The sequence below is a fragment of the Planctomycetaceae bacterium genome, from assembly GCA_039680605.1.
Taxonomy (GTDB): Bacteria; Planctomycetota; Phycisphaerae; order SM23-33; family SM23-33; genus JAJFUU01.
This window is the reverse complement of record JBDKTA010000049.1, coordinates 64,494-86,853: the sequence shown is the minus strand read 5'-3', so window position 1 is coordinate 86,853 and position 22,360 is coordinate 64,494. Positions and strand designations below refer to the sequence as shown.

The following is a 22,360-nucleotide window of genomic DNA, read 5'->3' as shown; positions in this document are numbered from 1 at the left end:
CGCAAGGGCGGAAGAAGCCGGCGGTTCCCTTTTCCAACACTGAATCACTGCAAAGTGTAAGAATCCCTGAAGGTTATGCAACTAAAAACGGCCTTTGTGCCACCGAGCCCCCGAAGTGCCCATCGCCATATCATGGGCCTCCCCACCGTCGTTTTGACGCCTTCTTTAATGCTATTCCTTTATTATTATAGTCTTTACGTTCATATTCGGTTGCATAAGTGCTTTCCTCTGGCCCAGTAGCCCCATTGCGGCGGAATTAGATTTAAACTCATGACATAACAGTGTTTGTGACCATAGCTGCCCTGAAACGTGTACTTGTGCATTTTTTCCATCTCCACCGCGGATATTTCACCGCGAAGATCAACAGATGCCAAGCCGCACGCCGCAAGGCCGCCGCCGGATCGGCGTCATCTCCTGTTGGCGATCTCTTGTGCTGGGACCTCGCTTTGTAGCTTTACTGTCATCACGCGGAAGCTTATAAAGGTTGCATGACTGTCCTGACTTGCGCCAGCGTGATGCTTCTGTCGGCTGCCGTTGCTGCACCGCCCGCTGCGCCGCACGTTAAGGAAGACCCTGCGACGGATCTTGCGGATTTCGCCCGCAGGGCGATGATGGAGTACCTCACTCGTCGCAGCACCCCTGACGCTGTACCGGTTCCTGCCTCGTGGACTCCTCCCCCGCCCCACACTCTCAGTGCGGCGGTGACCTTGCGAAGCGGCGGCAACCTGGTTGCCCGCGTGATCGCCAGCAAGGACAGCCTGCCACTGAGCGTGGCGTCGGCCGCCATGGCAGCCATGCGCAGCGAAAAGCTGCCCGACCGCGTCACGGCGGAGGTGCTGGCGGCATTGACGGTGGAGGTCGAGATCATCATCTCGCCGGATCCGGCGTCGGAGGCGGAACTGTCGCGATCCGTGTGCGGCCTGACGGGCCTGCAGATGGAACGGGCGGGCAAGATCGCCCGCGTGCTGCCCTCGCAGGCGTACGAGGAGGCGATGGACCGCCAGCAGATGCGCAGCGCCTGCCTGATGAAGGTTCCCCTCGACCGCGCGGCGATGGCCAGCACGCCGAAGTGGTTCGTGTTCCGCACGCGGCATTTTGTCGCCGTGCCCGGGCAACCGGCGAAAGAACTCTTCCGCGGCAAAGTGATCGGCGGCAGCGCTGCCGCCGGCGACACACTTGCCGCCGCGGCGGCTGATTACCTGATCCGCCACCAGGCCCCCGGCGGCGCCTATCGCGTCGGCGACGAGCCCCCGCCCCTGCGCGAACACCTCGCCGCCACGCTGGCGATGGCGCGGCTCAATGCCCGCGGCGACGCCCCCCGAGTCCGCAAGAGCGTCAACGCCGCCATGGCGTACGTCGCCCGCCAGATCAAACGCACCGAACGCACGGCGTATGTCGTTACCGTCGAACCGGCTGACCAGCTAGCCGCCACGGCGTACACGGCGATGATCATCGCCCAGTTGCCGCCGGCGCCGCAGGCGATGGATATCCGCACGGCCCTGCTGGCGGCCATCGCCGGAGCGGCCGGCAAGGGCGAGATCTCCTGCCGCCTGGACAGCACGCCCGCCGCGGCAGGCGTGGAAGACTTGTGCCTGGCGTACGAGGCCCTGAAAGACGCGCCGCAGAGCGGGCCGGAAGGCAAAGCCCTCGCCGTAGGGCTGGGAAACCTCGCCCGGCAGGTCGAGGCCGCCCCCGCGACCGACGCCTGGGCCCAGGCCTGGAAGGCGCACGCCGGATTGCCCGCGCCCAAGACGCTTGCCAGGGCATACGAGATTCATGGCCACAGCGCGCTGCTCGACCGCCGGGGCGGGATCGGCCCTGTCGGCGGCGAGCCCCTGACAGCCCTGACGGGCTTGTGCGTCAGCGGCCGCGGCGGTGCGTCACTGGAGTTGTCGCGCGAACAGATCGAAGCCGCGCGGCGATTCTGCGCCATGCAGATGTACAAGGGAATCGAAACATACGTTCTGGCCGAGGGCGAGGGCGCCCGGCACGGCGTGCGGGCGTGCCCGGCGTCTGCGGAGATCAGCGTCGGCGCCTGCGCCGCCGCCATGGAAGCATTTCTGAGCGAGTAACTGCCACCCTCAAGCGGCGCATCAGCGCGGGGCGATGGCGACCTGGGCGGCGAAGGCTTCGGCGCTTTGAGCGACGCGTTTGACGAAGGCGTTGTCCTCGGGCGTTCCCAGAACCGCCTCCATCTCCTCGTGGCTGGAATACGCCATGCGGCGGAACGGGTCTTCGAAATCCTTCTTGCGCGTCTGGTAGACCTGATCGGCGATGTGTCGCTGGATGGCGACGGCGTCGGTGAGGGCTTTGGCCCAGGCGGCGCCGGTCAGGGCGGGGATCTCCATCAGGTCCAGCAGCGTGGCGTAGGCGTGTCGCTGCTTGTCGAGGGGGTATTTCTGCCACAGCGCGTCCCAGGCCTGGTGGATGGCCGCCCAGTCGGCGAGGGTACCCTGGCGGATCCGCTGGCGAACCTCCGCCAGGTCCGCATCGAGGACGAGCTGCCCGCCGAGGTTCACCCAGTCGCTGCGGCGCGGGGCGGCCAGATCCTTCTTCATCGATTCCAGCGTGGCGCCCGCCCGGGCGGCGAAATACTCCAGCAGGTTCTTCACCGCGTAATAACCCAGCATCTGTCGATACGCGGCGTAGGCCTGGTGGGCCTTCTGGATCACCACCGCCCGGCGCGACCGCTCCATGCCCTCGCCCAGCACCAGCAGCGTGTCGACGCCCTGCACCGGCCCGCGCAGAAGCGTGCGACCGGCGGACGCAAGGGCGGCGTCGTCCTGGGCCCCGATCGCGGCCTTGCCCACCCACCGCTCGAGCAGGGCCAGGGCGGTGAACATTTCCTCGACAGTGTCGGGCGCAAGGTAGTCGAACTCGATCTTCTGCACCTTCGTCCGCCGCGCGTCGCGGGCGGCGAACTTGTCGGCGTTGCGGACCAGGGCGTACATGTTGTACAGCCACCAGTATGCCGGCATCACCATCAGGCGGTCGTGGGCGGTGTCGTTGGCCAGAAGTGAAAACGGCAGCGGGATGTCCATCTCGCAGGGGTAGTCGCCCTTGGTCAGCAGCGCAAACGACGCCAGGCGGCAGTTGTGCTTGACGCTGACGCACAGACCCGGCCAGAACCCGCGCCCCGCGATGAGCTCGCCGTCGGGAGCGCGGCTGTTGTGGTTGGAGCCGATCGTCGCGTTGGCGGCCATGTTCGACTGGCCCTTGACCAGCGCGGCGATGAGGAACGAGTTGTTGTGGTGCTGCTCGTGACAGGGAAAGATCAGGTTGTTGAGCACTTCGCAGCAGGAGATCGTTGAGTTGTCGCCCAGGTACGAGTGGATCAGGCGGGCGCCGTACTTGAGGCTGCTGCCGTTGCCCATGACGAAGCGGACGGCCTTGCAGCCGTAGAACACGTGGCAGCCCAGGCCGATGATCCCGTTGACGATTTCGACGCCCTCGCCGATCTGCGAGGGCTCGTCGCGCGAGGAGTTGATCGTGAGGTTCTTGAGCTTGTTGGCGCCTTTGATGTACGCGTGCGGGCCGATCTTGACGTCCTTGATGATGCCGCAGTTCTTGATCACGCTGCGGTCGCCCACGGTGCCGTAGAATCCGCGGCGCGGATCGAACCCGCGCTGGGTGATCTGCTTGAGGCGCTCCATCAGCGCCGCGTCGGAGCGGTACTTGGACCAGATGTACGCGTCGCCTGCCGTCATGCCGTCGAAGGGCATGATCCGCCGCCCCGAGCACTCGTTGATCAGGTCCATGTACACGCGGACCGACTCGTCCTCGCGCACCTTGACGATGCCGTTGCCGAACTTGGCGTAGTTGGTCGCGTGCATCTCGTCGATGTTGAGCAGGATGACGTTCTGCCCCAGGATGTAATGCGCCAGGTAGGGCACGTTATGGATGGCGCAGTCGTCGCCGATGTCGCAGGCGATGATGCGGCTGTTCGTCAGACCCACCGGCACGTGCATGTCGTGGTACTCGAGGAAGACCTCCTCGAGCTTGCCGATCCGCACCAGGCCGTAAAACTCGCAGTTGCGGATGTAACGCGGGTTGAACGAATCGTTCACCTGCACATTGGCCCAGTTGTCGGCCGTGTTTCCGTTCTTGACCAGCGTGTCGACTTCCTGCCCGGTCAGCGGGCGCACCGCCGCGGCGAGGGCGGGGTTCTGCTCGTCGCGCAGATAGTGCTCGGTCATTCCCGGCGGAATGTCGGCGCCGGAGATGAACTCGTGACCCAGCGACATGATGGGCACGACGCGCAGTTGGTCTGTGGGCGATCGATCGGGCATACTTATTTCTATCGGTTATCGCGGGAGCGACGGTAAACGTTGACCCAAAAAAGGCGCAGCGGGAGAGATCGCAAAACCGCAAGCGTGTCCGTGCGGTCCCTCTGGTGCAAAGCTATTTCAGGAATTGTACGACAGCAGAGCGACTCTTGTTCCGACGGCGGCGCTGTGGCACAATACTTCATGCATAAGAATTTTTTTCACGGAGACCCTCATGCGATCTTTTCTTCTGCACGCGAGTATCCTTTTAATGCTCTCCCCCGCCGGGGCGCTGGTCGCCCAGGAGACCCGACCCTCGCACGAAGAACTGGTCAAGATGGGCCTGCGGGCCTCGCCCGAGGCCTTCGAGTGGTGGCAGGATTCCAAGTTCGGCATCTTCATCCACTGGGGCGTCGGCATCGAGGTGCGCCACGTCGAGTGGGGCAACTACACCGACCAGCGCTACTGGGACCACCTCTACGCCAACCTCAAGCACGTAACCAAGTTCGACGCCACCGAGTGGATCGACATCGTCAAGGCCGGCGGGGCCAAGTACGTCGTCTTCATGACCGGCATCAACGGCGCCATGCAGCGCCGTCCCGGCGGAAACCTCGTGCTGTGGGACACCAAGATGCACGAGAACAAGCTCACCCGGGCGGGCAGCCCCTTCCCGCGCGACGTGTGCAAGGAGATCGCCGACGCCTCTCACAAGGCCGGGATCGAGTTGGAATGGTACACCGGCGGCGAGGCCGGCGAGAAAATCACCGAACTGCTGACCAAGTATGGACCCGTGCGCGGCATCTGGTTCGACGGCGGATTCGCCCCCAAGGGCAAGACCCCCGAAGACGTCTACGCCAACATGCGCAAGCTCCAGCCGGGCATCCTGCACAACGGCGCCTTGGCCGGCAGCAAGTACGGCGGCGACTACGGAACGCCCCAGCACTGGTACCCCGCCGGCGGGTGGGCGTATAACCCCGTCGAGGTGGCCGCCATCCTGCGAAACGGCTACTGGTACTGGGACACCGACGCCAAGGGCCACAGCCGCTCCGTCAAGACCCTCAAGCAGGTGATCGACCTGCTGATCGGCTGCGTCGGGCGCGGGCACAACCTCGTGCTCAACCTGGCCCCCAAGCCCGACGGCAGCATGGAAGCCAACGAAGTCGAGCGAATCAAGGAAGTCGGCGCCTGGCTGAACCAGTACGGGCGCAGCGTCTACGCCACGCGTCCGGGGCCTTACCTGCCCGAGGCCTGGGGCGTCAGCTCGCACGGCAAGAGCGACAACTTCGTCTACCTGCACATGCTGACGGACCTGGACGGCGGGACGCTCAAGCTGTACGGGCTGGATAAGAAGATCGTCTCGGTCACGCTGCTCAACGACCCCAAGGTCAAGGTCGAGGTCAAGCAGACGCCCGAAGGCATCACGCTGACGGTTCCCAAGGCGGCCGTCGACGCAGTCGACACCGTCTTTGCCGTCGAGCTCGACGGCCCGGCCAAAGACGCCAAGGTGCTGTATCCCAAGGCCTCGCTGGCGCAGGGCAAGAAGGCCACCGCCACGCAGACCTTCACCTGGGACGGCGTGGGGGCGACGATGGATCGCAACGGCCCCCACAGCGCCGTCGACGGCGACTTCGCCAGCGGCTGGGCCAGCCGCGACAAAGCTCCGCGATCGCTGACGGTAGACCTCGGCGACGAGCAGACGGTCTCTCGCGTGCTGGTCGCCCATACCGAGACAATCGCCGGCGGCAAGAAGGGCTTCGGCGGTTTCCGCGTCGAGTGCGACAAGGGCGGCACGTGGACGACGGTCTTCGACAGCAAGAGCCTCAAAGGCCCCGACCGCCAGCGATGGACGCACGAGATCGCCATTGCCCCCACGGCCGCGAGGCACTGGCGGATCACCGTCTCGGGCGACGGCGCCTTCATCCGCGAGTTTCAGCTATACGCGAAGTAATGTGGAGTGCGGCAGCCTTAGCTGCCGCCTTGGAAGTTTCTGCCCTGACCTGACAACTGCAAAAGCGGCAGTTGCTGCTGCCGCACTCCATAAGAGTGATCTTTCGTGCGGCGCTGTATCGCGATGGCGGGAGTCATGGCTGATGTGCCTGGTTCAACAATACGTTTCGATACCATAGTCGTCGAAGCGTCGATCCGCCGTTATCACCGGAAGTCTGTTCAGCTTTGCCGTAGCGATAATGAAGCGGTCGCAAGGATCCTTATGGAGCGGGGGAAGTTTCGTGGCGGCAATGGCAATTTCGCTGGTAATGGGAATCTCCGTCAGGTTGTGCTTGCTAACGACCTGCGCGAACCACTGGCCGGGCTCAATGGGCAACTCAAGCCCACCCGCGGCATACTTGTGTGCAATCTCAAACGCTGAAATGGCCGAAACGAACACAGCGTCGGCAATCTCAATCATCTGGCGAACCTGCTTGGATAATTTTGCCTCCCCCATTGCCAGCCAAACAAATGCACAAGTATCAAGGAGCATTACTCCTCCTCCCAATCCGTCATTGGCTCAGTCAGGTCGCATTTTACTTTCACGCGGCGAAGCACCGGGTCCGTCTTCAAGCGGCTGCGGCGAACGTGCGGGGACAATTCAGCTACGGGCTTGCCGTTGCGACAGATCAGGAACTTCTCGTGTTTCTTCTCCACATCAGCCAACAGAGAAGACAGTTGGGTCTTTGCCCGATGGACGTTTATAGCCTTCATGGGACACCTCAGCGGTTAGCTAACTTAGTTTAGCCTATCGTCCCGCCAGAAGCAACTTCTTCTGGCACAAAGGCCCTGTGGAGTGCGGCAGCCTTAGCTGCCGCTTTGGAAGTTGTTCGATTGCGAGATGTCACCTCGCATGCAGCAGAACGCGCGGAGCAAGCTCCGCCGCTAACTTAAGACGCTACGCGTATTCGGGCAGGTATTCGGCCTGGAGTTTTAGCATCTCGTCGAGCATCTTGCCCGCGGCGGTGCTGCTGTTGACGCTGGGGTCAAGAAGCAGCGCTTGCAGCAGCATCTTCTTCGACCGCGTACGGTAGGCCTCGGTGAGGATCTCGACGATCGTTCCCTGGCGGCGGACGTATTCGGCGAAGGGCTCGGGGATGGGGCCCACGGCGATGGGATGGATGCCGGCCTTGTCGACCATCGCCGGCACTTCGATGCACGTGGTGGGCGGCAGGTTGTCGATGTAGGGTCGCACGTTGAGGACGTTGACGGCCTCGCGGAAGCAGTTGCGGTTCAGGGCGATGTCGCAGATGATCGGCACGGCCAATTCGCCGCTGGGGCGGTAGACCCAGTCAAGGAAATCGCCCTTGTCGGTGCGCATCTGGAACCACTGCTTGCCCGGTTCGCCCTGGGCGAGGGTGAGCTTGCGACACTCCATTCCGTAGTGCCAATGTACCCCCGAGAACTCGCTGCCGAAGGGCAGGTACTCGCCGATGTGGTCCTCGCTGGGGAAGGTGAACACGTCGAAGACGTCGAGCATCTTGCGAAACAGCGGGGAGCCCCACTTGTCGCCGTCGCTGAGCACCTTCGCCTTGGCGGCCGGCAGCAGGTCTTGGCCGCTCTTGAGGTCTTCGACTTTCAGCACGGCGTAAAAGTGGTTCATGCCGGCCGACGTCACGCGGAAGGAATCGTGCGGGCGCTCGAGGACCTTGCCCAGCAGGTCGATGGCCCCGCCGATGCCGTGGCAGAGCCCGGCGGCCTTGAGCTCGGTCAGCGTCAGGATCGCGTGGAGGACTTTCATCTCGGGGTTGGTGAAGTTGAGCACCATCGCCTGCGGCGCGAGGCGTTCGATGTCGCGGCAGATGGGCATCATCAGGTGCAGGCTGCGCTGGGTGTGGAAGACCGCGCCGGGCCCGCCGTTTTCGCCCAGGCAGTGCTTGAAGCCATGCGCCAGCGGGACGCGGAAGTCCTGCTCCCAAAGCTCCATCCGCCGCCGCGCGACGGAGATGATGACGTAGTCCGCCCCCGGCAAGGCCTCGCAGCGGTCGGTCGTCTGCTTGAGCTCGACGTCGGCCCCGACGCGCCGGCGGAGCTCCTGGGCGAAGGCCATCACGTCATCGAGGGCCTGCTGGTTGAGATCGACCAGCCACAGCATCACGCCGCGCCCTTTAAGCTCGGGGCAGATCATGATGTCGCGAACCATTCCCGGACCAAAACTCGCGCTACCGGCGCCGATCAGGACGATGTTCATTACTTCTCCGATTCCTTTATGCACGCTTCGATATCTTCAACGGTCAGGGCAGGATAATAGTCCTTGATGATCTTCGCGAAAGAAATCCCCGCATCGACCAATTCGATTACGTCTTCGGCAGGAATCCGAGTTCCTGCGACGCAGGGCCTGCCGTTGTGTACGCCCGCATTGGTCGTGATTCGCTCGCTCATGCCCACATTGTATTGGTCGCCAGAGAATCCGGTCAACGGTGGCCACGGCCGGGACGGCCGTGGGACTCACGGGCGAGACGCCAGTGCTACTCGTGGCATCGCAGGAAATGCCCCGCACTCACTTCTTGCAGCGCGGCCGGCGGTATGGGTTCGCCGCGGTCGGCGGGGCAGTCGCGGAACAGGTTGCACGCGCAGGGCGGGTTCGTCGGGTCGGGCGGTTCGACGCCCAGGTCGATGCGCCGCATGGGCGAACCCGGGTCCGGCGCCGGCACGGCCGACAGCAGCGCCTTGGTGTACGGATGCAGCGGATTGGCGAAGAGCTCTTCGGCCGACGCCAGTTCGACTAGTCGGCCGAAGTACATCACGGCCACCCGGTCGGCGATGTGGCGCACCACGCTCAGGTCGTGCGAGACGAACAGGTACGACAGGCCCATTTCGGCCTGGAGGTCCTGCAGGAGGTTCAGCGCCTGGGCCCGAACGGAGACATCGAGCGCCGAGACAGGCTCGTCGGCCATCACGAACGAGGGCTTGAGCACCAGCGCTCGGGCGATGCCGATGCGCTGGCGTTGCCCGCCGCTGAAGGCGTGCGGGAAGCGAACCAGGTGCTCGGGCTCGAGCCCGACGCGGACAATCATCTCGCGCACGCGGTCGAGCCGTTCGCCGCGGCTGCGGACTCCCGCCAGCGCCAACGGCTCGGCGACGATGTCCTGCACCGTCATGCGCGGGTCCAGCGACGAGTACGGGTCCTGGAAGATGATGCCCATGTTCTGCCGCAGCATGCGCAGGCGGCCGGCGTCGGCACGCGTCACGTCATGCACGTCGTCGCCGATGCGGAACTGGATCTCGCCCGAGGTCGGGCGCTGCGCCCGCAGGATGCAGTGCCCCACCGTCGTCTTGCCCGAGCCGCTCTCGCCCACCAGGCCCAGGCACTCGCCGCGGTAGAGGTCGAAGCTGACATCGTCGACGGCCTTGATAGTGGCCGGCACGTTGCCCCAGAAGCCTTTCCGCACGGGAAAATGCTTTCGCAAGTTCTGCACGCTCAGCAGGGGCGGCAGGTCCGTCCGGACGGTATGCTGGACCGCCGCGGTGCCGGCGGCCTCTCGCCCGGCGGTAATGTCGGCGACGGTGCTGAGCCGCCTTCGCCGCTGAGAGGTGATGCTGGGCACCGACGCCAGCAGCGCCTTGGTGTAGTCGTGCTGCGGGCAGGCGTAGATGTCGCGTACCGCCCCGCGCTCGACGATGCGGCCCTGGTACATCACGACCACCTCGTCGGCGATCTGGGCCACCACGCCCAGGTCGTGCGTGATGAACAGCATCGACATCTGGTAATCGCGTTTGAGATCGGCCAGCAGCTCGAGGATCTGCGCCTGGATCGTCACGTCCAGAGCCGTGGTTGGCTCGTCGGCGATGAGCAGTTCCGGCCGGCACGACAGGGCCATGGCGATCATGACGCGCTGGCGCAGCCCGCCGCTCATCTCGTGCGGGTACGACTTGAACCGCTGATCGGCGTTGGGGATGCCCATTCGCTCCATCATGGCGACGGCGTGCTCGCGGGCCTGTCGGCGGGTCATGTCGGTGTGCAGGCGGACGGCCTCGACGATCTGGGCCCCGACCGTGTGTACGGGCGAGAGGCTGGTCATCGGCTCCTGGAAGATCATGGCGATTCGCTTGCCGCGGATGCGGCGGATGACCTTGCCCCGCGGATCGAGATCCGTCAGGACCGCGTCGACGTTGCCCTGTTCGTCGTGAAGGGCGATCTTTCCCGCAACGATCCGCCCCGGTTCAGCGACAAGCTGGATCGTGCTAAACGCGGTGACGCTCTTTCCGCTGCCGCTCTCCCCCACCAGCGCGACCGTCTTGCCGCGAGGGATTACAAGGTCGACCCCGTCGACAGCAGGCACGATGCCTTCGTCGGTTTTGAAGTAAGTCTTGAGGCCCGCGATGGTCACGAGGGGAATCACTTGCCGGTACCCCTCCTTGCGTGCAACAAAGAGAGCCTCGAAACCGCATTACGTTGCCCGTGGCGCGAAAATAAGGGCACGCTCTGCAGCCGCATCATTCCATCATTCCAGTATTCCATTCTTCCATCTTTCGTTGCACCCATGGCGACCCGCTTCGCGTGTCGCCATGCCACCCCATCATTCCGTTATTCCAATCTTCCATCATTCCAATCTTCCGGTTTCACTTCCCGTGCGGATCGACCGCGTCCCTGAGTCCGTCGCCGACGAAGTTGAAGCTGATCACCGTCAGCACCACGAACGCCCCGGGGATCAGCACCCAAGGCTGATTCGCCAGCGTGCGGATGTTCTGGGCGTCCTGGAGCAGCGTGCCCCAACTGACGGCCGGAGCCTGAATGCCCAGGCCCAGGAAGCTCAGAGCGGTCTCGCCCAGGATCATGCCCGGGATCGCCAGCGTGATCGAGACGATCAGGTAGCTCATCGTCGAGGGCAGCAGGTGGCGGAAGATGATCCAGCCGTCCGAGGCGCTGGCGCAGCGGGCGGCCGTCACAAAGTCCTGGTCGCGAAGCTGCAGAATCTGCCCGCGCACCACGCGCGCCAGGCCGCACCAGCCCACCAGCGAGAGGATCAGCGTGATGCCGAAATACCGCTGGTACATCGGCCAGCCCGCCGGCAGGGCCGCGGACAGCGCCATCCACAGCGGCAGAGTCGGAATCGAGACGATGAACTCGATCACGCGCTGGATGATCGTGTCGATCACGCCGCCGTAGTACCCCGAGATGCTGCCCAGCACGCAACCGAGCACGAACGACAGGCTCATGCCCACCAGCCCGATCGACAGCGTCACCCGCGCCCCGTGCAGGATGCGAGAGAGCATGTCGCGCCCGAGGCGGTCGCTGCCGAACAGGAAGATCGTCGCCGGCGGCTCGCCCGCGGCCGACGGCTCGACCCCGAACAGGTGCATGTCGGTCTTGAACAGGCCCAGTACCGAATAGCGCTCGCCGCGGACGAACCAGCGGACCGGAATCATCCGCGAGGTGTTGCTGCTGTAGATGCGCTGAAAACCGGCGGCGTCGACCTTGAGGTCCAGCCCATACACGAACGGCCGCACGTGGAACCCGTCCGGTCCCCACACGTGGAGCCGCTGCGGCGGGGCGCTGATGTACCCGGGCACGCGCTGCGTCGGGGCGTACGGGGCGGCGAAGTCAGCCAGCAGCGCCAAACCGTACAGCACGACGAGCATGACCGCTCCGGCCATCGCCAGCTTGTGCCGCTTGAACCGCCGCCACATGAGCTGGCGGTAGGTCAGCACCTTGAATGCCTCGAGTGGCACAGGCTTTCCAGCCTGTGAGTCACAGCCTGGAAAGGCTGTGCCACGTTTGCGGCGGCGGAAGATCATTTCGACCCTCCCGTCAGGCGGATGCGCGGGTCGACCACCATCAGCAGCAGGTCCGACAGGAACACCCCCACCACCACCAGCAGCGTCTGGATCATCACCACGCTGCCGGCCAGGAACATGTCCTGGCTCTTCAGCGCCGCCAGCAGCAGCGGGCCGAACGTCGGCAGGCCCAGCACGATCTCAATGATCGCCTGGCCGCCGATGAGCCCGGGCAGCAGGAAGCCGATCGAGCTGACGACCGGAATGATCGCCACGCGAACGGGGTACTTGAGCAGCAGCTTCCACTCGGCCACGCCCTTGGCGCGGGCGGTCGTCACGTAGAGCTGCTGGAGCTGGTCAAGCAGGTTGCCGCGTACCACGCGGATGAGCCCGGCCGTGCCGTTGATGGCCACGACGATCAGCGGCCCGGCCAGATGCGCCGCCAAGTCGGCGACCTTGCCCCACGACCAGGCCGCCCCGACGTACTGCGGCGAGAAGACCCCGCCGGGGCTCAGACCGTACCAGTGGAACATCGCGAACATCAGGATCAGCGCCAGCAGAAATCCCGGCACCGACATGCCGATGAACGACCCGGCCATCGCCGCGTAATCCGACAGCCGGTACTTGTGCGTGGCCGAGTAGATCCCGATCGGAATCGCCAGCGAATAGACCACGGTCACCGAGCCCAGGAAGATCAGCATCGTCAGCGGCAGGCGCTCGGCCAGCAGTTCGCTGACGGGCTTTTCCTGCTCGAACGATCGGCCGAGGTAGCCTTGCAGCAGGCCGCGGTTCTCGCCGCGGAAGAAGCCCCACCCCGGCGGCTGGGGCGCCTCGGGCTGGGGCGTCTTCTCACGCTTGGCCGTCGATAAAGCCTGCCACTTCTGCACGGCCTGGGCGTGGAGCTGCTGCGCCTGCTGATAGCTCTGCCAGGCCTTGTCGCGTTCGTTCCGGCTGAGCATGGGCAGGAACCATTTGAGGCCCATCCAACGGACGTACTGCTCGTACAAGGGGCGGTCGAGGCCGTAGCTTTCTCGCATGGCTTCGATCTTTTCGACATCGCCGGCTTGGCCGGTGGCCTGGAGCATGACGATTTTCTGCGTGAGGTAGTCGCCGGGGGGAAGTTGGATGACGACAAACGTCACGATCGAGACCGCCAGCAACGTCACGCACATGTATGCCAGGCGACGGAGGGTGTATTTGAGCATCAGCGCGCCCCCCTTTGGAGTGCGGCAGCCTTAGCTGCCGCTTTGGATTCCCCGGCCGTCGAAGGCGCGACAGCCTTAGCTGCCTCTTGGTGTTCTTGCTCAGTTCCAAGCCGCGACTGCCCGCCGATCCAAAGCGGCGGCTCTGGCCGCCGCACTCCATAGTCGAACCAGATCGCCTCGGGGGGCAGGGGCGCGGCATAGAAGGTATCCCACGCCAGGGGGGCGTGCTCGGGCACGTTGCGAAGCTTGCTGTTGGCGATGAAGATCACCGGCGGGGCTGACACCGTCCCGATGCCCCAGAGGTTCTCGGCTTGGCTGCGGAGGATTTCCTTGCCGCATTTGATCCGCTCGTCCTCGGTCAGCGCCTGCTCCATGCGGCGGTATGCGTCAAAGAGATCGAGCACGGCCTGAGGGGTGTCGGCGGGCATAGGCTTGCGGCCGAGATAGCAGTTGGCCCAGGTCGGCCCCCAGATCACGCGCATGTCCATGGGGACGAAGTGGTAGGGCATGGTAGGGAATCGCACGTCGCACACGCCGTCCATGTGCCAGTACGCCATGTCGTACTTGCCCGTGCGGAAGACCGAATACAGCGCCGCGCCGTCGAGGGTGTCGATCTGCAGGCGCACGCCGACGGCCTTCCAGTACTCCTGCGTCAATTCCACGATCCCCAGGCGGTCATCCCATCCGCCGCGATGATAGAGCAGGATCGTCAGGGGCTTGCCGTCAGGCCGCAGGCGGTAGCCGTCCTCGTCGCGGGCGGCCAGGCCCATTTCGTCCAGCAGCGCGTTGGCGCGGGCGGGGTCGTACTGTGCGAACGATTGCCCGAAGGCCTCTTCATAATAGCGGCTGTACTGCGGCAGCGGCACGACAGTGGCCTGCACGGCTTTGGCGTTGCCGAAGAAGAGGTTGTCGTTGATCTCGTTGCGGTCGATCGCCAGCGACAGCGCCTGGCGGAACCGCACGTCGTTGAAGATCTTGCTCTTGACCGGGTCGTACGCCGGCTGAGTGGCCGTGCCCGCACCGGGGCTCAGGTCCACCGCGTTGAGGTTGAGGCTGAATCGCACGACCGAACCCCACAGGGCGGTCCAGACCAGCGCGCGGTAGCCGCGCGGCTGATACTGCATCAGCGTTGGCCCGTCGGCCAGCGAGAGATTCAGCCCCAGGTCCAAGTCCACGTCGCCGCTCATGATCTTGAGTTTGGCGACCTCGCCCGTGAGGTTCTTGTTAATGACCATCCGATCAACATAGGGGAGCTGGTTGCCGTCGGGGTCGACCTTCCAGTAGTACGAATTGCGCTCCAGCACGTCCTGCGTGCTGGAATACGAAACCGGCACCCAGGGTCCCATTGTCGGGCAGCCGATGCCCCGCTCGGTATTGGGCCCCTCGGCTGAATGCTGACGGGCGCGGAAGTAGTCGACCCAGCCCAGGAATCCTTCGGCGCGAGCGTTGCGATTGGCCGCGTCCTCGCCGACGAAGTCCGGATGGAACTGCTTCATGTAGTGCGCGCATTCGTACACCCAGCCCTGCATCCCCTTCCAGTGCGCCAGGTAGAGCTCCATCAGCGGGATCGGCGCCGCGGCAATGATGCGAAACGTGTACTTCGGGTCCGCGTCGTCGCGCACGATCGTCACCGGTTTGCCGTCGGCCGTCAGGTCGCGCGGGAACTCGGTGGTAAGCTTCTTGTTCAGGAGGATGTGCTCGTAGGCGAACATCACGTCGTCGGTGGTGAAGGGCTGGCCGTCGGACCACTTGAGCCCGCGCCGCAGCGTGACGACCATCGTCTTGCCGCCGTTCTCGTAGCGCCAGCTCTTGGCCAGGTCCGGACAGACGCTGCGGTAGTCGCGGTCGTGGGCGACGATCCGGGCCGTCGAGAACAGCCCATACGCTCCAAGCACATTCAGCGTGCCCCCGTAGCGCCCGATGCTCTCCAGCGGATACACCACCAGCGGTTCGTCGCCGACGCGCTGGGCCACAGGCGGCAGCTTGCCCTCGGCGACGGCCTTGTCCAGCATGGGCGACTGCTTGTACGCCCCGAGCTTCTTGCCGGTGGTCTTTTCGTAATCAACCGGCGTGCGCCACAGGCCGACGAACTCGCCCGCCCGCCCGCGCGCATCGAGCGCCGGGAACTGCCGCGGCGCTGGTTGGGTAGCCGCAGACGGAGCGTCAGAGGGGCGCATCACGAACCATCCGCCCACGGCGGCAGCGACGACAACCAGAGCTGAGGGAGCAAACTTCTTCACCGTCAAATTCTCTTATGTCAGCGGTCGAGCTTGCTCGACGTGGTTTCTCCCCCCGAACACGGATCAGGGAAACAACCGCGTCGAGCAAGCTCGACCGCTAACGTGCTAACTACGTCGAGCCTTGAACGTCGTCTCGTCCAGCACCTTTCCTTCGGCGTCATACGCCTTCATCTCGCACGTGTTGCCTTTGACCTCGAAGATGCAGTAGTGCAGCTTCGTGAGGAAGACCTTCGAGTACGAGTTGCGGCCTTGCCTGCCATACAACGGGGCGCCTCCGCCGCCGGCAACGATGCACGTCACGCCCACCCCCGCCGGCGGCTCGGACCGCTCATAGTCGTGGTCGTGCCCGGCGATCATGGCCGTGGCGTTGTACTTGGCCAGCAGCGGCATGAGGACCTTCTTGCTGTAGCCCATCCCGCCGTCGGGCCTCTTGCCGTGCATCCCCGACGAATACGCCGGGTAGTGCGTCATCAGGAAGATGAACTTCTCCTTTGACGCCGCCAATGCCGTCTCGACGAACTTGGTCATCTCGTCGCTGCCTTTGCCGCCGTCGATGCCGATAAACAGCACCCCGCCGACTGCCTGGGCCCAATTGTCCGGCCGCCCGGTCTCGTTGGGGGCATAGAACAGCGTGAAGAACGCCGCGGCGCTCTGCTCGTGGTTGCCCGCCACGGTGTAGAACGGAATGCGCGAGAGCATGGTCCTGGCCGGACCGGCGAACTCGCGATCCCAGGTGAAATCCACTCTGCCCGCCCCGACCAGGTCGCCGCTGAAGAGCACCAGCTCCGGCTCGGCCGCGGCGACGGCGTCGGAGATCGTCTTCCACCCGGTGGGATTTGAGCGGCAGTCGCCCACGGCCACAAAGCGGAACGTCTCACCTGTGCCGGGCACTTTCACCTTCACCGGATCGAGGGTGTTCTTCACCGTTCCGCTCTGGGTCGTCAGCGTGTACGTGAAGGCCTTGGCGCCTTTGGGCAGGGCGATCTTCAACCGGTGGTAGTACCCGCGCGGCGAGGTCCCCGTCGCCTCGGGCCCGCCCGGTTCGGGATTGGCACTGACGTGGACAGCCGCCGGCATGTTCGTGCGGCAGGTGAGGGTGAAGAACCCCTCGCCGGCGCAGCCGAGGATCGGGCCGGTCTGAACGCCGACATTTACGGGCTCAATGTGCGTCACGACGGCGGGGCTCTGCACGTCCAGCCCCGCCCGCGAGGCCCGCACGACGTTGCGCCCTTTGGCCAGAGCCTTCTGCGGGTCAATACTCCAGATCGTGTAGGTCATCCGCGGCAGGAGGCCTTCGGGGGCTTTACCGTTGATAGTGATCTCGGGCCCGCCCTTGGGGATGGTGACCTCCAGCCCACCCAACGCCGCCGGGTCGGCCACGTCCAACTCGGCCTCGGCGATCACCTGCGCGCCCTTGTCGACGGAGAGCTTGTCGGCCGCGACGAACGTCTTGCCGCCATCGGCGCTGAAGGACCATTTGACGCCGGCGAGCAGGTTGGGGCCTTTGGGCTTTGCCGGTTGGGTCGCGGGCGGTTCCTTGACCGGCGGTTCCGCGGCGGGGCAAGCCAGGCAGAACGTCAGCACAAATAAGAACGTCAGCAGGAATCGTCGCATGATCATCGGCCGTCCTTTCGCGTTAAGGCCAATCATAACGCATCGCCCGGCGCATCGCGACGCGTTGTTTCGGTTGCCGATTTCCCTCGTGTGTGCCGTGGCGGGAGTCCGACGCGAGGCCGCGAACATGGCGACGCCGATACAACCAGTGTCGCCATGGACCCGGACAATCCCGCCTCATCAAAGTTCCTAATCCTCTTAATCCCTTCAATCCGCGTAATCCCGCTCTCCCGTCCCCGAACCGCCCCGCGCGCCGATGGCGACCCGCTGCGCGTGTCGCCATGCCACCCGATCCCCGCGCTTGCACATCTGACCGGCTAAGGTAGAATCCCCCTGCCGCGTGAGGCGGCCTAACCTTCACTCTACCGGAGAGCACCATGAATCCTTTTGAAGGCATCAACATTGGCTTGGGCGGACTGCAATTGCTCCAGAACGCCCAAACCCGCAGTGTCTGTGCAGAGAACCCCACCGGCGAAAAGGGCAAGGGCGCCATGGCCATGCCCGATGTGGGCAACCCCGACGTGCCCCACTGCTCGTCGGTCGCTCATCTGGGCCAGGGCTGGAAGATCCGCCCGTTCCTGCAGTGCAAGGCAGGACAGACCGTCACGCTGATGGACGTGGACGGCCCGGGCACGATTCAGCACATCTGGCTGGTCAACGGCAGCATGGGCGTTCACGGCCGCTCGAACATCATCCGGTTCTACTGGGACGGCGAAGAGACGCCCTCGATCGAAGTGCCGGTGACGGACTTCTTCGCTGTCGGCCATGATATCTACGCCAACGTCAATTCCGTGCCGGTGGTCGTCAAGCGCGCCAACGCCTTCAACTGCTACTGGCCGATGCCCTTCCGCAAGCACGTCAAGGTGACCATCACCAACGAATCGCCGCACGACAACGGCCTCATCGCGTATCAGATCACGTACGCCCAGGGCGACGTGCCTGCCGACGCGGCGTATCTGCACGCCCAGTATCGCCGCGCTAACGGCAAAGACGCCAACCCCGTCGTCATCCTCGACGGCGTCAAGGGTCGCGGGCACTACGTCGGGACGTTCATGGCCGTCTCGCAGACCGTCGACCGCTGGTTCGGCGAAGGCGAGATTATGTTCTTCATGGACGGCGACAAGCAGTTCCCGACCATCTGCGGCACGGGCACTGAAGACTACTTCCTGTGCAGCTACGGATTCCCCGAGGCTCACACGACGGCGTTTTCCGGCGTGCCGCTGGCGCACTGCGCGGTCGACGCCTCCGGCCGAAGCTTCACCAAGTGGAGCCTGTACCGCTGGCACGTGCTGGACCCGATCCACTTCAAGCAGGACCTGAAGGTGACGATCCAGGACCTGGTCTGGGGCCCCGAGGGCGGCAAGATGGCCAAAGGCGACGACGACTTTGCCACGGTGGCCTACTGGTACCAGACCGAACCGCACGCGGCTTTTCCGACCCTGCCCAACGCCGATGTGCGCTGCAAGGACATCCACCTGGCCCCGGGAAAATAATTATGGAGTGCGGCAGCCTTAGCTGCCGTTTTAAGAGTTGTTAGAACTCGAAAAACTTCCAAAGCGGCAGCTAAGGCTGCCGCACTCCATAGATGCTATGATAGAGGCACACGAAAGGATAAGTGACTCATGACCCGCGCCCAACGCTCCCTCCTGCTCATTGCCCTGATCTTCTCCGCGGCGTCCGTGCGGGCCGACGATTGGCCTCAGTGGCGGCACGACGCCCAGCGCACCGCAGTGGGCTCGGAAAAACTCCCCGAGACCCTGAGCCTCCTGTGGACACAGCAATGGCCGCAGCTCGAACCGGCCTGGCCGGACCAGATCCCGCAGAACTACATGACCTTCGACGTCTCGTATAAGCCGGTCGTCCTGGGCAAGCGCATGTTCGTCGGCTCGTCGCTGAACCACCGCCTGACGGCTATCGACACCGACACGGGCAAAGAACTCTGGCGATTCTACGCCGACGGGCCAATCCGCTTCGCCCCGGTGGCCTGGAAAGACTTCGTCTACGTCGCCAGCGACGACGGCTATCTTTACTGCCTCGCCGCGGCTGACGGATCCGTCAAGTGGCAGGTCCGCGGCGGGCCCGACAACCGCAAGGTCCTGGGCAACGATCACCTGGTAGGCATGTGGCCGCTGCGCGGCGGTCCGGCGCTGGAAGACGGCATCATCTACTTCGGCGCGAGCATCTGGCCGTTCATGGGCACGTTCCTGCACGCTGTCGACGCCCAGACGGGCAAGAGCGTCTGGTGCAACAGCGGTCTGGGCGACTTCAAAGCCGCCTTCGCCCTGCAGGGCACGGGCATGCTCGTGCGGCCGGGCTTCCATGGCTCGTGCCCACAGGGATACCTGCTGGTGGCTGACAACCGCCTGGCCGTGCCGCAAGGTCGCAACATGGCCCAGCTCTTCGACCGCACCAACGGCGATCTGATGTTCCACGAGATCTACGGCATGCACGAGGCGCACCACCCCCAGGACTACTGGTTCGCCCTGCGCGCGGGCAAGAACGTCTACGCCGGACCAATGGGCAGCAACGGCATCGACATCGCCAGCGGACGCATGTCCGGACGCAACGGCGTCGGCTATGGCATCACGTCCGACAAGGCAGTCTATATCGCCTCGGGCGGTTCGGTCAGCGCCAAGGACGCCCAGACGGGCGCGGGGCTGTGGAACCTGGCCCTTCCGGCCGGTGCGGCGGTCCGCTGCCCCGGTTCGTACATCAAGGCCGGCGCTAACCTTTATATCCCCGGCGCGAACGGTCAACTGCTGATCGTCAAGGACGCCGACGCCGACACCCGCAGCGCCGTCGCCGGACCCAAGCTTCCCGCCGGCGAGGTGTGGGATATGCTCGCCGCCGACGGCAAGCTGTTCGTCGTCACCAGAGACGGCACGATCGCCTGCTATGGCGCCGCCGCCGGCGAGGCCAAGACCTTCTCGGCGCCCAAGGCGCCTGCCCAGGCCCAGCCCCAGGGCGCGGCTGCGGACATCCTCAAGACCACCGGGCAGACCGAAGGCTACTGCCTGGTGCTGGGCCTCAAGGACGGCAAGTTGGCGCAGGGGCTGGTGCTGGGTTCCAAGCTGAATGTAATCGCGATCGATCCCGACGCCGCGAAGGTCGCTGCCATCCGCAAGCAGATGGACGACCTCGGTCTGTACGGCCGCCGGTTCAGCGCGCACGTGGGCAACCCGCTGGCGTATGGTTTGCCGGCGTACCTGGCCAACCTGATCGTATCGGAAGTGATGGACGACAGCGCGCTGGCCAGCGAAACCTCCAAGAAGGAGATGATGCGCGTGCTGCGGCCCTACGGCGGGACGATCTGCCTGAGCAAGTCCGACGGCAGCCTGGCGACCCTGGTGCGCAAGGGCGGGCCGGAAGGTTCGGCTGAGTGGACGCACAACAACGCCGACGCGGCCAACTCGATGATGTCGTATGACAAGCTGGTCAAAGGCCCGCTGGGCGTGCTGTGGTTCGGCGGCCCGCCGAACACGCCGATGCTGCCCCGCCATGGGCGCGGGCCTTCGCCGGCGGTGGCGTACGGCCGGGCGATCACCCTGGGCTGCGACCTGCTGCGGGCGATGGACATCTACACCGGCCGACTGCTCTGGGAAGCCCCGTTCCCCAACATCGGGCAATTCTACAACACCGGCGGAAAGCAGATGGGCACGCACGAGACCGGCCCCAATTACGCCTGCTCGGAAGATTCCGTCTACGTCATCACCCCCGACAAGTGCGTGCAACTTGACGCCGCCACCGGAAAGCAGACGCGCGAGCTGCCCCTGCCCGAAGGCGCCGAGAAGGATTCCAAGTGGGCGACGATCCGCGTCGACGGCGCCGTGGTGGTCGCCACCGTTCGGCCGCTCGACACAAAACGCGACTTCACCGTCAACTCGCGCACCGGCGCGGCGGCGAAATATCTGGCGGCGTACGATCGCGCAAGCGGCAAACCGTTGTGGGTGAAGACTGCCGCCACGGGTTTCCGCAGTAGCGGCGTAGCGGCAGGGACGGGCAAAGTCTTCGCCATCGACGGGCTTTCTGCGGACGAAGCGGCCAAGCGTCGCGGCGTGGAGACGCCGGTCAATTCGACGATGTATGCCTTCGATGCCACCACCGGTAAGCAGCTCTGGAAGGTAGACCAGGACGTTTTCGGCACGTGGCTGGGATATTCCGCCGAGAACGGACTGCTGATCCAGAGCGGCTGCGGCGGCGGCGACCCGACCGCCCTGGCGGCCAACAAGGCCTCCGACGGCTCGCGCGTGTGGCGGTGCCCGGCGACGGCGGCAGACAAGCAGCCGAGCTTCACCGGTCCGCCGCTGCTGCATCACGACATCATCATCCCGCAGTACGGGCAGGTGATCGGGATGAAGGACGGCAAGCTGCGCACTCGGACCGAACCGGTCAGTGGTGAGGAAGTGGCCTGGGGCTCTGCCGCAGGCGGCTGCGGATTCACCCACGGCGGGGAGTACATGACGTTCCACCGCGCCTGGTCCAGCGCCGGGTACACCGAGCTTTCCAGCCCGCCGCGGTTGATCGGCCTGGGCGGGTTCCGCTCCGGCTGCACCGCCAACATGGTGCCCGCCGGCGGGATCGTCACCGCGCCGGAGTACACGCGCGAGTGCGAGTGCCAGTTCCAGAACAAGTGCAGCATGGCGCTGATCACCGACGCGACAGCCGAGGCGTGGAGCTTTGAGATGGGCGCCCCGGCGGCGCCGGCTCGCGTGGCACGCGTCGGGCTGAACTTCGGCGCCCCCGGCGACCGCGTCAGCGAAGACGGCACGCTCTGGCTCGACTGCCCTGACGTCGGCGGCCCTTCGGCGCAGGTGAAGGTGGACCTGCAGCCGGCCAAACCCAATCGTCAGCCCGCTTGGGCAGGCAACTGGCGCAGGCAGACGCTCTCCTTGCCCGGCTTTGGCGGCAAGACCATTTACCGGCACGTGACGGCAGTCACGGATGGGCCGCTTCCCTGGGTTACCAGTTCGGGCCTGGACGGCGTTACCAGCGTGAAGCTCACTCTCGCCGGTGCAGAGGCCGAGACCGTCAAGTACACCGTGCGGCTGTATTTTGCGGAGCTGGAAGATCTCAAGCCCGGCCAGCGCGTCTTCAGCGTCTCGCTGCAGGGCAAGGAAGTGCTGAAGGATTTTGACATCGCCCAGGCTGCCGGCGGCGCCGGACGCGGGATCGTCAAGGAGTTCAAAGACATCGCCCCCGGCGAGAGCTTGAACGTCGAGTTCAAAGCCGCCGCCGGCAAGGCGCTGATCTGCGGCCTCGAGGCGATCCTCCAGAAGTAGACAGGTGGCACAGCCTTTCGAGGCTGTGATCACAGGCTGGAAAGCCTGTGCCA

The 22,360-nt window shown here is 64.9% G+C and carries 14 protein-coding genes; 4 read left to right on the top strand and 10 right to left on the bottom strand.

The features are described from left to right. Positions 1-488 precede the first annotated feature (488 nt). Positions 489-2,072, top strand: coding sequence for an AMMECR1 domain-containing protein (locus ABFD92_15165; protein MEN6505879.1), 1,584 nt, complete (start codon positions 489-491; stop codon positions 2,070-2,072). A 21-nt stretch (positions 2,073-2,093) separates the two neighbouring features. Here the strand turns inward: ABFD92_15165 and ABFD92_15160 are convergent, their stop codons facing one another. After that, positions 2,094-4,289, bottom strand: coding sequence for a DUF4954 family protein (locus ABFD92_15160; GenBank protein MEN6505878.1), 2,196 nt, complete (start codon positions 4,287-4,289; stop codon positions 2,094-2,096). A 211-nt stretch (positions 4,290-4,500) separates the two neighbouring features. Here ABFD92_15160 and ABFD92_15155 point away from each other — a divergent pair, with 211 nt between their 5' ends. After that, positions 4,501-6,213: an alpha-L-fucosidase gene (locus ABFD92_15155; protein MEN6505877.1), complete on the top strand. Its 1,713-nt coding sequence runs from the start codon at positions 4,501-4,503 to the stop codon at positions 6,211-6,213. Between the two features lie 153 nt (positions 6,214-6,366). On the opposite strand, the gene ABFD92_15150 is transcribed toward ABFD92_15155, so the two are convergent. The 9 genes from ABFD92_15150 to ABFD92_15110 all read right to left on the bottom strand — a co-directional run bounded on the left by ABFD92_15150 (position 6,367) and on the right by ABFD92_15110 (position 17,034). Further along, positions 6,367-6,744: a type II toxin-antitoxin system VapC family toxin gene (locus ABFD92_15150; protein MEN6505876.1), complete on the bottom strand. Its 378-nt coding sequence runs from the start codon at positions 6,742-6,744 to the stop codon at positions 6,367-6,369. Beyond that, positions 6,744-6,965, bottom strand: coding sequence for a type II toxin-antitoxin system Phd/YefM family antitoxin (locus ABFD92_15145; protein ID MEN6505875.1), 222 nt, complete (start codon positions 6,963-6,965; stop codon positions 6,744-6,746). Before ABFD92_15145 ends, ABFD92_15150 begins: the two co-directional genes overlap by 1 nt. Positions 6,966-7,149: 184 nt before the next feature. Then, complete coding sequence (locus ABFD92_15140) at positions 7,150-8,442, bottom strand: hypothetical protein (GenBank protein MEN6505874.1); 1,293 nt, start codon at positions 8,440-8,442, stop codon at positions 7,150-7,152. Next, positions 8,442-8,633, bottom strand: a complete 192-nt coding sequence (locus tag ABFD92_15135; GenBank protein MEN6505873.1) for a DUF433 domain-containing protein — start codon at positions 8,631-8,633, stop codon at positions 8,442-8,444. Before ABFD92_15135 ends, ABFD92_15140 begins: the two co-directional genes overlap by 1 nt. Before the next feature lie 86 nt (positions 8,634-8,719). After that, positions 8,720-10,594 carry an ABC transporter ATP-binding protein gene (locus ABFD92_15130; GenBank protein ID MEN6505872.1) on the bottom strand — a complete coding sequence of 625 codons (1,875 nt, stop codon included), beginning with the start codon at positions 10,592-10,594 and terminating at the stop codon, positions 8,720-8,722. Positions 10,595-10,814: 220 nt separating this feature from the next. Beyond that, positions 10,815-11,924 carry an ABC transporter permease gene (locus ABFD92_15125; protein MEN6505871.1) on the bottom strand — a complete coding sequence of 370 codons (1,110 nt, stop codon included), beginning with the start codon at positions 11,922-11,924 and terminating at the stop codon, positions 10,815-10,817. 62 nt (positions 11,925-11,986) lie between these two features. Beyond that, positions 11,987-13,174: an ABC transporter permease gene (locus ABFD92_15120; protein ID MEN6505870.1), complete on the bottom strand. Its 1,188-nt coding sequence runs from the start codon at positions 13,172-13,174 to the stop codon at positions 11,987-11,989. Beyond that, complete coding sequence (locus ABFD92_15115; protein ID MEN6505869.1) at positions 13,174-15,414, bottom strand: ABC transporter substrate-binding protein; 2,241 nt, start codon at positions 15,412-15,414, stop codon at positions 13,174-13,176. The genes ABFD92_15120 and ABFD92_15115 overlap by 1 nt, the downstream gene beginning before the upstream one ends. Positions 15,415-15,519: 105 nt before the next feature. Continuing rightward, the gene (locus ABFD92_15110; GenBank protein MEN6505868.1) at positions 15,520-17,034 is read right to left on the bottom strand and encodes a metallophosphoesterase; all 1,515 of its coding nucleotides are present in this window, start codon (positions 17,032-17,034) and stop codon (positions 15,520-15,522) included. 371 nt (positions 17,035-17,405) lie between these two features. Between ABFD92_15110 and ABFD92_15105 the strand changes: the two genes are divergently transcribed. Continuing rightward, positions 17,406-18,521 (top strand): glycoside hydrolase family 172 protein, encoded by a 1,116-nt coding sequence (locus tag ABFD92_15105; protein MEN6505867.1) that lies wholly within the window; start codon positions 17,406-17,408, stop codon positions 18,519-18,521. 129 nt (positions 18,522-18,650) lie between these two features. Then, complete coding sequence (locus ABFD92_15100; protein ID MEN6505866.1) at positions 18,651-22,307, top strand: PQQ-binding-like beta-propeller repeat protein; 3,657 nt, start codon at positions 18,651-18,653, stop codon at positions 22,305-22,307. The last annotated feature ends 53 nt before the right edge of the window (positions 22,308-22,360 follow it).